Here is a 14,789-nt window from a genome sequence, read left to right as displayed (position 1 = left end):
AAAATCAATAGCATTAGCCGAGGCTAATTAGAAAAAGCTTTCCGGACATAGAGCTCAAATCGAGTCGCTGTGGCGTTAGGCGCGACAGCACTGACCTGCATCTGCTGCTTGCCATGCAACTTTAGCGACTTCCAGCTCACCCCTTCGTCATCAATAGTCATACCATTTAGATCAAACCAAGTGAATTTATACTGCAGTCGTAAGTCTGTTGATACTTGGCTGGCTATGGTCCCTGTCCCACGCAAAAAACCACCTTCGGGGCGCGCCATGATATTGGTCACTTGCACCTCTTTACCAAAGCTGGTGTTATCGACACGCACTGCCCCATTTGATCCCGCCATCACACCAGCGGTATGCGGAGCGCACGCCGTCACCAACGCCGCGGTAAACAGTCCCAATAAAACCTTTTTCATTTGTGCCCCCTGTTTTAAGCTAAAGCCTATCCCTTTATACAATTAATCGTTTAATCGATCAAAAAGTGTGCCCTAGCTGTCGCAATAAGATGTTTACGATTGGTTTGCCAGCAATTGATACTCACGTTCGCAACTCGGCGCCCCTGACGGGTGATTTTGCACTCAGCAAAACTGTCTTTATGGTATCCGGCTCTTAAGTAATCGATAGAAAAATCGACAACCTTAGGCACCTTGGTGGTTTGCATAAACACCATCAACTGCACAATTGCCGACATCTCCATAAAACCCGCAATTACGCCGCCATGTAGTGCCGGCAAGATAGGGTTGCCTATGTTGTCCTCTTTGGCTGGCAGCTTAAATACCAACTCATCACCAAAACGCTCGACAGCCATGCCAATAAACTTGGCATAGGGAACGTGCTCAAGTAGATGACCAAAGTCATTGAGCTCTTTTGCTTTTTTAATGATGCTTTTAACGTCTAACTTGCCACTCTCATCTTGGCCGTAGCTGTCTTGGGCTGAGTCAACAAGCTCACCGGTTTCATCAAGCATACTCATCGCTTTCTCCCATTAATGCCTGTCTAAACTCGTCCCCCACCATCTCTGGACTAATTCGCATAAATGAACCAACCGCATGAGCGATGGGATCATCGATTGAATCTTGATAAGCAATAGCACGGGTAAAAGCCACGCTCGAGGAGAGCTTATAACACTCGGCAAAACCATATACTGGCTTATGGGGCTCTGCAGGCTTCATGTAATCGACACGTAGATCCAGCGTGGGCGAGATCTCAAGTAAGCGAAACTTATCGAAGATTGAGCATACAACGGCGCAACCACTGGCAGTATCCATTAAAGTGGTAATCACCCCACCATGGATCACGCCAGTATCAGGGTATCCCACAAGCTGCTCGTCATACGGCAGTTCGATTAACACCCGCTTACCACTCGCTTCTAGCACCTTCAATTTAAGCTTACGACATTGCGTCAACTGTTCGACAAAGCGACTCGCCATGCCTGTTAATGAATAATGCTCGCTACTGGCACTCATTCACTCAGGCTCAACATTGGGCCTAATGGCTTTCCACCCAATAAATGCATATGGATATGGAAAACTTCTTGTCCACCGTGTTCATTACAGTTCATGATTAGACGGTAACCATCCTCTGCAATTCCAGCTTCCTGAGCGAGTTTTGCCGCTACAGACATCATACGCCCCAACGCTTTTTCATCGGATGCCTTAATATCGTTTGCCGTGGGGATGTGATGATTAGGAATAATTAAAATGTGTGTTGGCGCTTTAGGTGTGATATCTCTAAATGCGGTTACGAGATCGTCTTGATACAAGATATCTGCAGGAATTTCACGTCGGATAATTTTACTAAATATGGTTTCTTCGGCCATTTTTCTGCCCTCAAAAAGGAAATTACTAGCCATAGTATACTCGAAAATGTTGTCAAGGCGACGTAGATTACCGATGTAAATCATCTAATTGAACCGCAAGCTATAGCATACAAAATAAACAGATGTATATACAATGTGGTTGACTTTGTCCTGCTTACGACTTCTAATGATGAAAATATTTGCAGGAATTTGACAATGCTGACGGAAAAAGAAACCGCGCTACTCGATGCGGCCACCGAATTGGTGCAAGAAAAAGGCATGATTGCACTAAACATGTCTGATGTTCATAAGCGAGCAGGTTATTCCCGCGCCGCTCAGTACCAATCATTTAGTGACAAGAACGCCCTTCTTGCAGCTCTATGTATGCGAGAGTTGGTAAACAACACTAAAGCTATCGAAGAGCAGCGCTTCGATGATTTTACCGGTGACTTTTCAGTCGTACTCAGACCTGTTGTATACCGTTACTTAAAGCTTTCTGATAGGTTAATGATCGATTCAGCCTTCGGACTCATGTTGACCCAAGTACGCTCCTTACCCGATGAGGAACGCTTTCACTTCTTAAAGAGCGGATTCGAGTTCTTAAATAAAGAACGCGAAATGAATAAATAGAATCTAAAATAGTCGGCCTATGCCGACTATTTTTTTAGCTGATTAAACTCAACCCGACCTCTTCATTCTTGAGGCATCACTGAAATTATCAGTTAAGACATGCCCCTTTACTTGCAAAAATATCTTATAGCAGCCTGAACAAACATAACGACCAGATAAGGTATTTTTCGTTTCAAACTGATTGCAAAAAGTACATAAACCAAAAATAGCGACTTTCTTTTGAACATGTCTTATCTGTGATACTGGAGCGGCAGGTTTTATCTGAATATCTTCAGACAAAAGCAACATGCTGTGACTTAGTCCTATCGCCAGTAATTTAAATAGGTAAATAGTGAGCGCAATGATTAAACTTGAAATCATGATCATTATACTAAGTTCTGAAGCATCACTCTTGATGGTAAACACGATAGCCGGCAAACAAATAAATGCAGCTAAGAAGGTTAACCCTCGATCAATTAACGGGAGTTGCCGCTCGAATGTTAACTCGCGAGCCATCCTTAATTAAGCTCTTTTATCAAATAAAGCACGCCATCTTTCTCATAAACATTGGTAACCTCATTTCCCTCCCCTAACACAACCACCTTATTGCCCGTATCTGTAACGGCATTACCTGCAGCATCTAATACAATAGCCACTCCCATCGCGGTTAAAAGAGGAGAGTGGTATGTGTGGTAATGACGATGAGTTTTAGGTACGACAATCACCTTAGCTCTGCCATAATGTTTACCGACTTTCTGACATTTGATCCCACCAACACGCTCACAGCCCACAGTTGCAGCCTGAGTTGAATACACACTCATAGCAAAAAAAACTGCAGCACAAGTCATCAATTTCATCGACCGCTCTCTTATTTAAATAACCAAAATCTGAGCGAATCATAACCCAACAAGTACACACATGTATACACACAATAAAACCAACTTGACAGACAACACAAAAAAGCCCCAATAATGGGGCCTTAAATCATATCAAATATGTTTTCTAGGGATGACCTAGTCTAGTTTAAGCCTATTTGTAACACACTGTAGCGATTCAATCTTAAGCAAGCATTACTTAAAAATAGGATTATCAAGTACCGTTTGATCATCGTCTAACCTCCAATCACACAACCAAACCCCAGCAGTAAGATGCTAGGAGTTTACTGCGTCACTTCATGTAGATTTGTTTGCGCCCAAGCGATAGCCTGGCCACGGCTGGAGACGCCTATCTTTCGAAATGCTCTATAGAGGTGAGTCTTGATGGTACTTTCACTGACAAATAATCTATTGGCAATATCGATATTGGTGCTACCGCTACGGAGCACCTGTAACACTTCTCGCTCTCTAATTGTCAGTGTTTCAACATTGTCTGATACAGGATCTTTACTAGAGCTGGACTCGATAACGCTCTGAGGTATAACGACCTTACCCTTTAGGATCTCCGCCATACCCTCCCCAATACTTTCTAGGGATGCATCTGAGTAAAAAACACCTGCGGTAACTGAAGCATTAACCAGAAACTTTGCATCGATCTGCTTAGGAAAGTGAATAAACACAACTCGTGTAACATTACTCGCTTTATCTATCCGTTTTTGGATCTGATAGGCGGTTTGAACATCGACAGTCGCAAGATCGATCAAGATAATCGTAATACAACTTTCTAATAGTTCGCTGTTAAAATGCTCAGGAGCGACCCTATGCAGTTTAACCAAAAACTCTTGTGGCCATCTTGTATCGAGAAGATCCGCAAATAAATGCGAACGAGTTATCACCACCCAATGTGTCACTTTAAACATAAACTCACTCCATGTTTATTCTTTATCATCATCCGTGTAGGTAGTATTGTAATACACTTACGCCACAAATAAACACCAAATAACCCACAAAAGCACTACAACTAAACATAGTTAGGTTTATGTGCACCATGCTCCAATATTATTAACGCTAACAGCCGCTGACCATATTGAGCAACGCTAGTCACATTGCCTGAGCCTATGTAACTCCAGTTCGAAAAGAGTTGCACCTCCCATGACATACTGCCCTAAACGATTGGCTTTACTGTATTAACGCGGTCATTATGTCGTTAAACTCACTCAGCATCGTCAACCCTGAGTATTAAAACTTATCATACAAAATGACTAGCTTACGCTAAAACACTAGACTTTATTACGTAATTGAAGCCTATCGCCGCCAGAGCTGAGAGATTAACATTAACGACTTATAAGAATTGAAGCCCAAGAATTTAGCGTTATTCTGTTCAAAATAAAGCTAAGCTAAATCGAGTGATTTAAAGGGAAATATAAGAGGATGACGATTTCGGTAGTAAAACAACTACGACTACACAATAGCGATTTTAGTATTCCTTCCACAAAATACACTATGGAAGCTATAGGTAGCCCTTTAAAAGCAGGCGACAGTATACCCACCGGTGGCTAATTTCAGTTCATAAAAAAGCCAGCTCGATGCTGGCTCTTGTTAGCAAATTGAGTTAACTCAAATTACTTAAGTGTAGACTCTGCAGTACGGCCATCATCATGACAACTATCACAAGTTGGCTTGTCACCCACGTTCATTTCGTGTGGCGCGTGACAATCAGCACACATTAGCATGCCATCATGTGGTTGGTGAACAGCGTCCATTTCCGCTAGAGTACCGTGACAAGACTGACACTGTTCAAATTCATATTCGCCATCAGCTGATGGAGAGCCGTCAGCATGACACGCTTCACAACCATCCATTTCAGCATGCATTTCAGCTAGCTCTTGACCTTCCGCGAAAGCAGATGGAGATAAAGCCAGTGCTGCGAATGCCGCACCGAAGACTAGACTTAGTAGTTTATTGCTCACAATTGTATCCTCATTTGATGTCCGCATAGTGAAAACTTAATAGTCAGGTCGTTTTCATCTTGCGAACAATATTTTTTTAGTACGATTTAAATTAATTTAGCTAAGCATTATCTAATTCGCAACTAATTTAGCTGAAAGATCATATCATTGTGATAATCCCCAAAACGTGCGCTCAGTCAAACTACTCCAGTGAATATGACAATTGTACCTGTTTATCGCCTTGATTTTGAGCAATAAAAAAGCGATTCGGAGAATTTACCTCCGAACCGCTTATCTTTAGAAATGGGTAATTTAGCGTGCTCTTAATGCCGCAATACGCTTTTCTAGTGGCGGATGACTCATTAGTAATTCCGCCATTGATTTCTTACCGTTAATGCCGAATGCCGACATTGAAGCTGGCATTGCACCCGTTTCAGGGCCTTGACGTAGTCTATCCAGTGCCGCAATCATCTTCTCTTTACCGGCTAAGCGTGCTGCGCCTTCATCTGCTCTGTATTCACGAATACGTGAGAAGTAAGCAACGATCATCGACGCAAGGATACCAAACAGCATATCTAATACGAACACTACAGCCATATAAGCGAACATGCCAAGACCTTCGCCCTCTTCGTCATTGCTTGAAACAAAATTATCAATGATGCCTGCAACTACACGAGCCGCGAAGATAACAAATGTGTTCACGACACCTTGAATAAGGGTCAAGGTCACCATGTCACCGTTAGCAACGTGGCTAACTTCGTGTGCAAGAACCGCTTCGATCTCATCTTGACTCATGCCATACAGAAGACCGCTACTCACGGCGACTAACGAGTTGTCTTTGCTTGGGCCGGTAGCGAAAGCATTTAGCTCAGGCGACTGGTAGATAGCAACTTCTGGCATTTTAATGCCAGCTTGCTCTGCTTGACGAGCAACGGTCTCAACTAACCAACGCTCTGTGTTATCACGTGGTGTAGTAATAACCTCACAGCCCATGGTCTTTTTAGCCATCCACTTTGAGATTGCCAAGCTGATAAATGCACCACCAAAACCAAATATCGCGGCGAATACTAATAAGCCGCCCATGGTAGAGGTGTTAACACCTAGAATAGACATCACAATCGATGCCACTAATAAGATCGCCATGTTAGTGGCAATCAGTAAAAATATACGCTTCATTTAAGCTCCTGTAGGATACAAAATACCTGATATACACTCTTGAAGACATAATATGTCCAAAAAACAAGAATTCAAGGGGAGATATAGAAAAATTATCTATTATTGCTTCAATAATAGTCGCTTCAGCTCCACTTACTACCAAGTAGGATGAGTCTAGGTTTATTTCATTAAAACAAGATTAATTTAATCTGCCAAAGATTAGAATTATATTGAACTGGGATTAATCTTTTTTAACAAAAAGATAAGCCTAATTTTTTGAAGAGGTAATTCGCAAGACTAGGCTGGTATTTGAAATAAAATCGTCTCGATTACACCGACTTTAGTGGCGTTAGATCAAGGTGGCTTGCTGCAGCTTCAGCGGTGGCATCAGCAAGATGAGGCACATAACCTAAGAACGGCGCCGCAAGCTGCGACTTTAGCGTTTCGAGGTTTTGCTCCGGATACGCCATATCCGAGTCAACTTGGTTTGCTACCCAGCCAACAAGATTCAAGCCGTCAGCCTTAATTGCTTCAGCCGTCAATAATGCATGATTCAAACAACCTAACTTCATGCCCACCACCAAGATGACTGGTAACTGCATTGATTGGACTACTTCTGAAAGATAATGCCCATCTCCTAACGGCAAGCGCCAACCGCCCGCGCCTTCAATTAGACAAAAATCGGCACCAACAAACTCAGACATTTTTAACAATGCTTCAATACGTTTAGGCTCTAATTTTACCCCTTTCTCTGCTGCGGCAAGATGCGGCGCAATGGCAGGCTCAAAGGCAAACGGGTTGATGTCGTCATAAGGAAGCTTAATGCTCGATGCGGCCATAAGTGCCAGCGCATCGCTGTTTCTTAGACCCATCTCAGTTTGCTCGCAGCCTGAAGCTATCGGCTTAAAGCCTACAGTCTCTCCCTCAGCGGCCGTTAGCAATGCAGAAGAGATCAAGGTCTTACCACAGTCAGTATCTGTACCGGTTACAAAAAATGTCATGTCCACTCCAAGTTGACTCAGCTGCGTTTAGCGCTTTTTCCGCGCCTTAATAAAGCTAATATTATAAGTTAAAGGTAGGCCCTCTGGGGCTCTGCTCAACTCTGCCTTAAGCTGTAATGCTTGCCAATCCTTACGTCCTCTCAATGTGACTTGAGGCTGATTAACTCCCTGTTGTTGCTTAACAATTGACGCCCCCACTCCCTTTATCGACTGCAGTAATGCTCTTAAATCCGAGAAGTAAACAGTGACCGCTTTGGTTTCGAACGACTCAAGCTGCCAATCTTCATCTTCAAAACAAGCCACTAACTCCTGCTCATCGATAAACGAATTCACCTTAAAACCAAGCTCAGATAACTGCATAAGGCTATCTTTGGCAACAATACTCATATTAAACTCACCGCCTTCGGTGAGTACTCTATTGACTTCAGACACAGCCTTAGGGAGGTTTTGGCACCATTGCAGGGCGACATTCGAGTAGATGCTGTCTACTGAGCAGTTAGCAATTGGTAGGTTTTGTGCATCGCCACAGATTGGCACGTGCTCGGGAAAGTTGCGACTCTGTGTTTTAAGCATACCCTCGGCAATATCGAGGCATAACACTTGGTTTATATGCTCAAAACGGGAAAAACACGTGCCAGGCCCTGCGCCGATATCGAGCAAACGACCACAGGGACTCATCTGTGCCAACAAACGGCTAGCCGTCTTCTGCTGTAGCACATCATAGCTCTGGTAATGCTCCGCAGCCGCAGAGAAGCGTTCTGCAATCTCTTGGCTAAGCTTATCTGATCCTGTATTCACTGCATTGGATCCTAAAAAATCAATTACTTTGATAATTTCAATTTAAAAAATGAGCTAAGAATCAACCACTACGCTCATTAATCATCATTCAATATACTTGCGAGCACATCCACTAACGCTAAGATATCTTTCTGACAGTGATTAGCATTCAGTGTCAGCCTAAGCCTCGCGGCATCCTTAGGTACGGTTGGCGGCCTAATGGCGCCCAACCAAAAGCCATGCTCCTTCAATCGTTTGGCAACGGCCATCGTCTTAGCTGAATCGCCAAGTATAATAGGCTGTATCGCAGTCTGAGAGTCGGTCAACTTAATATTATTTTCTGCACAGGCTTCCCTAAAACAGCTGATATTACTGCTCAGTTTTTCCCGCAACTCTGGCTGTTCTTTTATCACTTCTATCGCCGTATAGGCAGCTGCCGCACTTGCAGGAGATAAGGCTGTAGAGTAGATATATTGGCGAGCGTTAGCGACTAAGAAATCGATCAGTTCTTGGCTGCCTAAAACTGCCGCTCCCTGCCCCCCCATAGCTTTACCAAAAGTGATTAACTGCGCATCAATTGTGATCTCGCCAGGTAGGCGTGATGCACCGAGTCCATTTTCACCTAATACACCAAAACCATGAGCATCATCGACGATAAGCCAGCACTGATGTTGTTTGCAAAGTGCTGACAACTCGGCTAATGGCGCTAAATCACCGTCCATACTAAACACACTTTCGGTAATTAAAGCGCATGGTTTGAAGCGTTCTAAATGGCTCTTAGCACTTTCTAAGTCATTATGAGTAAAGCGCTTAAGCTTGGCACCACTGTCTTGAATACCATCTATGACAGATGCGTGGATCAACTTATCAGCCAATACTAAATCAGTTTCATTAAACAGAGTTTTCATCAGTGCGGTGTTAGCACTAAAACCTGAGCAAAACAGCAGTGCGGACTCATGCCCTGTAGCATCACACAGAGCCTGCTCTAGTTGCAGGTGTGCTTGACTGTAACCTACCACCAAAGGTGACGCTGTACTTCCTATGCCATAGTCTTTCGCCCCTTGATAGAGCGCCTCCATAAGACTAGGAGAGGTCGACAGGCCTAAGTAGTCATTGCTGCTGAAATTAACATATGGCAGAGCATCAACTTCGAAGTAGTTAGATTGGTTCGAGTCTAAAACAAGGTTGACTCGTCTCCTAAGCAGCCCCTGCTCATCTAATAATTGATTTTTTGTGATCACCCGAGTGCTCAATGACTCTTTTTCAGGCGAACTAATGGAACTTTCTGACATTAAGCTAGCTCAATTTAAAAACGTAAATAACCAACAAACCCACTTAAATATAAGTAAGTGGGTTTGTATTAACTCCATGTATTTAGTACTAAGCAGCCACTATCGACATAAAGCATGGAAGACACTCAAAAATAAGACCGCCCTTGTGATAGGCAAGATCACACGTAATTACAGTGCCCCGGCATCATAAAATGCTGCCGACTTTTTATCTTGCTGCGCCGCGGCCTTGGCAAGCATAGCTTCATCTTGCTCTTTAGTCGCTGCCACGCCTTGCTCTGGGTGTAGACCGAGTTTTTTGAACAGACTCATGTCATCATTCTCTTCAGGATTTGGTGTAGTAAGCAGCTTACAACCGTAGAAAATAGAGTTCGCTCCAGCAAAGAAACACATCGCCTGCAGCTCCTCACTCATATTTTCACGACCTGCCGACAGACGAACCCGTGATTTAGGCATAGTAATTCGCGCGACCGCTATCGTACGCACAAACTCTAATGGATCGAGATCGTCTAGCTTTTCAAATGGCGTCCCTTCGACCTTAACCAACATATTGATCGGTACAGAGTCAGGATGTTTATCCAAGTTAGCCAGTTGCTGAATAAGCCCTGCGCGATCTGTAGCCTTTTCCCCCATACCCACAATACCGCCCGAACACACTTTCATACCTGAAGCACGTACATTTGACAGGGTATCGAGGCGGTTTTGATAGGTACGTGTAGTGATCACATCACCATAATATTCAGGCGAGGTGTCTAAATTATGGTTGTAATAATCAAGTCCCGCCTCAGCTAACTCGTTAGCTTGTTCGGCTGACAGCATCCCCAGCGTCATGCAGGTCTCCATACCCAGCGCCTTAACCTCTTCAACCATCGCCTTCAGGTACGGCATATCACGCTCTTTAGGATTACGCCACGCTGCGCCCATGCAAAAACGTGATGCGCCTGCCGCTTTAGCGCTTCGCGCTTCGGTCAAGACAGTTTCCATTGCGAGTAGGCGCTCTTTTTCAAGTCCTGTGTCATAGCGAGCACTTTGAGGGCAATATTTACAATCTTCTGGGCAAGCACCTGTTTTTATCGACAGCAAACGACTGATCTGAACTTCATTGGGATCAAATTCTTGGCGATGAATACTCTGCGCCTGAAAAAGAAGATCGTTCATAGGTAAGGCGAATAAGGCTTCAATCTCTTCACGCTTCCAGTTATTTCTTAGTTGTACTTCAGACATGCTGTTCCCTTTTTACTCTCACATTCAGCGATAAATGCAGCGTTATTATGACGCGATGACAATTCACATCAGCAATATGGCACTTTTACACGCTAGCCGCCCTATTCTCTTCACTGACAAATTGACATTAAAAACATAGGATTAACGGGGGTTAATTCATTTTTTTGGTAAATTTTTATCTTGCCTAGGATACCCGCAAGCCGTAACCTGTCAATGTCGCACCAATCAAAAGGTTTACTAACGGTTAAATTATGAGCAATGATATCCAATCTACTACAACGAGTATCGATCTTCAATTTGACAAGGAACACTTGTGGCACCCTTATACCTCTATGGCTAATGCTTTACCCGCCTTTGGTGTTGTTGCTGCAGAGGGTGTTGAGTTGCAGTTAGAGGACGGTAGAAAACTGATTGATGGTACGAGTTCGTGGTGGGCCTGTGTCCATGGTTATAGCCACCCAAAAATAGTTGCTGCCATGCAGCAACAAGCTGCAACGCTTAGTCATGTGATGTTTGGCGGTATTACTCATCGTCCAGCTGTTGAGCTAGCTCGTTTACTGGTTAATATGACCAGCCCTAACTTAACAAAAGTGTTTCTCGCCGATTCTGGTTCTATTGCAGTTGAAGTCGCTATGAAGATGGCCCTCCAGTACTGGCAAGGCAGGTCTAAACCCAATAAACAGAAGATCCTAACCATTAAGAACGGCTACCATGGCGATACCTTTGCCGCGATGAGTGTATGCGATCCTGAAGGTGGCATGCACACCATGTTTGGAGAGTTAGTCACTAAACAATTATTTGCCCCTGCCCCGCAATCTCGCTTCGATGGCGAGTTTAACCCGGAAGAGCTTAACGACATCGCCAACCTGTTTGAAGATAATCATCAGCAGATAGCGGCATTACTGGTGGAACCTATAATGCAAGGCGCGGGTGGCATGCGTTTTTATCATCCTGATTACCTCAGAGCAGTAAGAAAGCTATGCGATAAATATGACGTACTACTTATCCTTGATGAAATTGCCACAGGTTTTGGCAGAACCGGGAAATTGTTTGCCTATGAACACAGTAACATTGAGGCAGATATATTATGTTTAGGTAAGGCATTAACTGGCGGCTACATTTCACTAGCGGCGACAATGTGTAGCAATGAGGTTGCTCAAGGTGTGAGTGACTCTCCTGCGGGGGTGTTTATGCACGGGCCTACCTTTATGGGTAATCCGCTTGCCTGCTCTGCGGCAATTGCAAGTTTGCAATTACTTCAAGAAAGTAACTGGCAGGAACAGATTTTAGCAATTGAGGCTCAGCTCAAACTTGAGTTAGCCGAAGCTTCAAAATACGCACATGTAAATGATGTACGTGTATTAGGTGGTGTTGGGGTGATAGAGATGAATACCACTCTCAACACCGCAGAACTACAGCAACAGTTTGTCGATTTAGGTGTTTGGATAAGGCCCTTCTCTAATCTCATCTATATTATGCCACCCTACTGCATAACCTCATCACAGCTGAGCCAGTTGACCCACGCAATGAAAACAGTTGCGAAGCAGGTATCCTTACCTCGCGATGAAAGTGCCTTCATCAGTCACGGTTAGTGGCGTTCAGGACTGGTTAAATGAGTATAATATCGGCCGATACGAACTTGATTCGCATCGGTCGAACAATGACTCTCTCGCTTTATCAGATTGAGTCCTTCCCCCCTTAAGCCTGCAAAGCGATACTTTAACTCGGGCGCTCGCCCGCTTTTTGTCACAGCAGAACTATAAAAATAAATCTATAGTGACAATCATCTGGGTAAATTTAGACCAAAATAGCGACACCCCAGTAAACACCTTGCCCTAGCGCTTAATTAGCGACCTTAAATTTGGCTATAAAATGTGATTTTTTTATGATATTTCGTTTAATTTAGCCCTGAATGATAAAAATCGATAAAATAAATTGAAAAGTATTGCTATACTTGCGCGGAATTTTAGAACGTAACTCCAATAGAGTAGAAAAATGACTGATTTATCAAAGTACAGAAACATTGGTATCTTTGCTCACGTTGACGCGGGTAAGACTACTACAACTGAGCGTATCCTAAAGCTTACCGGTAAGATCCATAAGCTAGGTGAAGTGCATGACGGCGAATCAACAACTGACTTCATGGAACAGGAAGCTGAGCGTGGTATTACCATTCAGTCTGCTGCTGTTAGTTGTTTCTGGAAAGATCACCGTTTCAACGTTATCGACACCCCTGGTCACGTTGACTTTACAGTAGAAGTTTACCGTTCTCTTAAAGTTCTTGATGGCGGTATCGGTGTATTCTGTGGTTCTGGTGGTGTTGAGCCACAATCAGAAACTAACTGGCGTTATGCTAACGAATCTGAAGTTGCTCGTATCATCTTCGTAAACAAGTTAGACCGTATGGGTGCTGACTTCTTACGCGTTGTTAAGCAAACTAAAGACGTACTAGCTGCTAACCCACTAGTAATGGTACTTCCAATCGGTATCGAAGATGAGTTCAGTGGTGTTGTTGACCTACTAACTCGTAAAGCATACGTATGGGATGATACTGGCGAAGCTGAAAACTACACAGTAACTGACGTTCCAGCTGACATGGTTGACCAAGTTGAAGAATACCGTGAAATGCTAATCGAGTCTGCTGTTGAAATGGACGACGACCTAATGGAAGCTTACATGGAAGGCGAAGAGCCATCTATGGAAGACATTAAGCGTTGTATCCGTGCCGGTACTCGTGACATGACTTTCTTCCCAACATACTGTGGTTCTGCATTCAAGAACAAAGGTATGCAGCTTCTTCTTGACGCAGTTGTTGATTACCTACCAAACCCAGTTGAAGTTGATCCACAGCCTCTAACTGACGAAGAAGGTAACGAAACTGGTGAGCACGCTCTAGTATCTGTAGACGAGCCACTAAAAGCACTAGCATTCAAGATCATGGATGACCGTTTCGGTGCACTAACATTCGTACGTATCTACTCAGGTCAGCTACGTAAAGGCGACACGATTCTTAACAGTGCAACTGGTAAGACTGAACGTATCGGCCGTATGTGTGAAATGCAAGCTGATGAGCGTAACGAACTTGATTACGCACAAGCTGGTGACATCATCGCGATCGTTGGTATGAAGAACGTACAAACTGGTCACACTCTATGTGATGTTAAGCACCCTTGTACTCTTGAAGCAATGGTATTCCCAGAGCCAGTAATCTCTATCGCTGTAGCACCAAAAGATAAAGGTGGTTCAGAGAAGATGGGTATCGCTATCGGTAAGATGATCGCAGAAGATCCATCATTCCGCGTAGAAACTGACGAAGACTCAGGCGAAACTATCCTTAAAGGTATGGGTGAACTTCACCTAGACATTAAGGTAGACATCCTTAAGCGTACTTACGGCGTTGAGCTAATTGTTGGTGAGCCACAAGTTGCTTACCGTGAAACTATCACCCGCGAAATCGCTGATAGCTACACACACAAGAAGCAATCTGGTGGTTCTGGTCAGTTCGGTAAGATCGACTATGTTATCCGTCCAGGCGAAGCTAACACTGGCTTCACGTTCAAGTCTTCTGTTGTTGGTGGTAACGTTCCTAAGGAATTCTGGCCAGCAGTTGAGAAAGGCTTCGAAAGCATGATGAAGACTGGTACTGTTGCAGGCTTCCCAGTGCTAGACGTTGAGCTAGAACTAACTGACGGTGCTTTCCACGCAGTTGACTCATCAGCTATCGCGTTCGAAATCGCTGCTAAAGGCGCATTCCGTCAATCTATGCCAAAAGCTGGCGCACAACTTCTTGAGCCTATCATGAAAGTTGACGTATTCAGCCCAGAAGACAACGTTGGTGACGTAATTGGTGACCTTAACCGTCGTCGTGGCATGATCAAAGACCAAAACGCTGGTGTTACTGGTGTTCGTATTAAGGCTGACGTACCGCTTTCAGAAATGTTCGGTTACATCGGTTCACTACGTACTATGACTTCTGGTCGTGGCCAATTCTCTATGGAATTCGCACATTACAGCCAGTGTCCAAACAGTGTTTCTGAGAAAGTTATCGCTGAAGTTAAAGAAAGAAACGCTAAGAAGTAATTATTACTCTTAACTGTTAACTCTTTAATGAAAAG

16 protein-coding genes are annotated in these 14,789 nt (G+C 43.9%); 3 read left to right on the top strand and 13 right to left on the bottom strand.

Going from position 1 to position 14,789, the window contains the following annotated elements; genetic code table 11:
* Positions 1-23: 23 nt before the first annotated feature.
* Genes K5Q92_RS03430 through hinT form a run of 4 tightly spaced genes read right to left on the bottom strand, consistent with a single transcriptional unit; the run spans position 24 to position 1,816 of the window.
* Positions 24-413: a YcfL family protein gene (locus tag K5Q92_RS03430; RefSeq protein ID WP_220767647.1), complete on the bottom strand. Its 390-nt coding sequence runs from the start codon at positions 411-413 to the stop codon at positions 24-26.
* A 50-nt stretch (positions 414-463) separates the two neighbouring features.
* Positions 464-964, bottom strand: a complete 501-nt coding sequence (locus K5Q92_RS03425; RefSeq protein WP_374758437.1) for a PaaI family thioesterase — start codon at positions 962-964, stop codon at positions 464-466.
* Complete coding sequence (locus K5Q92_RS03420) at positions 957-1,463, bottom strand: PaaI family thioesterase (RefSeq protein ID WP_220767646.1); 507 nt, start codon at positions 1,461-1,463, stop codon at positions 957-959. Before K5Q92_RS03420 ends, K5Q92_RS03425 begins: the two co-directional genes overlap by 8 nt.
* Positions 1,460-1,816 carry a purine nucleoside phosphoramidase gene (hinT, locus tag K5Q92_RS03415; protein ID WP_220767678.1) on the bottom strand — a complete coding sequence of 119 codons (357 nt, stop codon included), beginning with the start codon at positions 1,814-1,816 and terminating at the stop codon, positions 1,460-1,462. Before hinT ends, K5Q92_RS03420 begins: the two co-directional genes overlap by 4 nt.
* Positions 1,817-2,011: 195 nt before the next feature.
* Between hinT and K5Q92_RS03410 the strand changes: the two genes are divergently transcribed.
* Positions 2,012-2,425 carry a helix-turn-helix domain-containing protein gene (locus K5Q92_RS03410; protein WP_220767645.1) on the top strand — a complete coding sequence of 138 codons (414 nt, stop codon included), beginning with the start codon at positions 2,012-2,014 and terminating at the stop codon, positions 2,423-2,425.
* 48 nt (positions 2,426-2,473) lie between these two features.
* Here K5Q92_RS03410 and K5Q92_RS03405 read toward each other — a convergent pair whose 3' ends face one another.
* The 9 genes from K5Q92_RS03405 to bioB form a co-directional block, all read right to left on the bottom strand.
* Positions 2,474-2,920 (bottom strand): hypothetical protein, encoded by a 447-nt coding sequence (locus K5Q92_RS03405; protein ID WP_220767644.1) that lies wholly within the window; start codon positions 2,918-2,920, stop codon positions 2,474-2,476.
* A 2-nt stretch (positions 2,921-2,922) separates the two neighbouring features.
* Positions 2,923-3,261, bottom strand: a complete 339-nt coding sequence (locus K5Q92_RS03400) for a hypothetical protein (RefSeq protein ID WP_220767643.1) — start codon at positions 3,259-3,261, stop codon at positions 2,923-2,925.
* A gap of 302 nt (positions 3,262-3,563) precedes the next feature.
* Positions 3,564-4,199: a LuxR C-terminal-related transcriptional regulator gene (locus K5Q92_RS03395; protein WP_220767642.1), complete on the bottom strand. Its 636-nt coding sequence runs from the start codon at positions 4,197-4,199 to the stop codon at positions 3,564-3,566.
* A 702-nt stretch (positions 4,200-4,901) separates the two neighbouring features.
* On the bottom strand, positions 4,902-5,249 hold the full coding sequence (locus K5Q92_RS03390) for a cytochrome c3 family protein (protein ID WP_220767641.1): 348 nt from the start codon (positions 5,247-5,249) through the stop codon (positions 4,902-4,904).
* A 291-nt stretch (positions 5,250-5,540) separates the two neighbouring features.
* Positions 5,541-6,404, bottom strand: a complete 864-nt coding sequence (gene htpX / locus K5Q92_RS03385; protein ID WP_220767640.1) for a protease HtpX — start codon at positions 6,402-6,404, stop codon at positions 5,541-5,543.
* A gap of 308 nt (positions 6,405-6,712) precedes the next feature.
* Positions 6,713-7,384, bottom strand: coding sequence for a dethiobiotin synthase (gene bioD, locus K5Q92_RS03380; RefSeq protein ID WP_220767639.1), 672 nt, complete (start codon positions 7,382-7,384; stop codon positions 6,713-6,715).
* A gap of 27 nt (positions 7,385-7,411) precedes the next feature.
* On the bottom strand, positions 7,412-8,182 hold the full coding sequence (locus K5Q92_RS03375; protein ID WP_220767638.1) for a methyltransferase domain-containing protein: 771 nt from the start codon (positions 8,180-8,182) through the stop codon (positions 7,412-7,414).
* A 77-nt stretch (positions 8,183-8,259) separates the two neighbouring features.
* The gene (bioF, locus tag K5Q92_RS03370; RefSeq protein ID WP_220767637.1) at positions 8,260-9,453 is read right to left on the bottom strand and encodes an 8-amino-7-oxononanoate synthase; all 1,194 of its coding nucleotides are present in this window, start codon (positions 9,451-9,453) and stop codon (positions 8,260-8,262) included.
* A 168-nt stretch (positions 9,454-9,621) separates the two neighbouring features.
* Positions 9,622-10,674 (bottom strand): biotin synthase BioB, encoded by a 1,053-nt coding sequence (gene bioB, locus K5Q92_RS03365; RefSeq protein ID WP_220767636.1) that lies wholly within the window; start codon positions 10,672-10,674, stop codon positions 9,622-9,624.
* Between the two features lie 251 nt (positions 10,675-10,925).
* Between bioB and bioA the strand changes: the two genes are divergently transcribed.
* Positions 10,926-12,266 carry an adenosylmethionine--8-amino-7-oxononanoate transaminase gene (gene bioA / locus K5Q92_RS03360; RefSeq protein ID WP_220767635.1) on the top strand — a complete coding sequence of 447 codons (1,341 nt, stop codon included), beginning with the start codon at positions 10,926-10,928 and terminating at the stop codon, positions 12,264-12,266.
* Between the two features lie 403 nt (positions 12,267-12,669).
* Positions 12,670-14,754, top strand: a complete 2,085-nt coding sequence (gene fusA, locus K5Q92_RS03355) for an elongation factor G (protein ID WP_220767634.1) — start codon at positions 12,670-12,672, stop codon at positions 14,752-14,754.
* Positions 14,755-14,789 lie beyond the last annotated feature (35 nt).

The organism is Shewanella sp. MBTL60-007 (assembly GCF_019654915.1).
Lineage (GTDB): Bacteria > Pseudomonadota > Gammaproteobacteria > Enterobacterales > Shewanellaceae > Shewanella.
The sequence above is the reverse complement of the archived record's forward strand: the minus strand, read 5'-3'. Positions and strand labels throughout refer to the sequence as shown.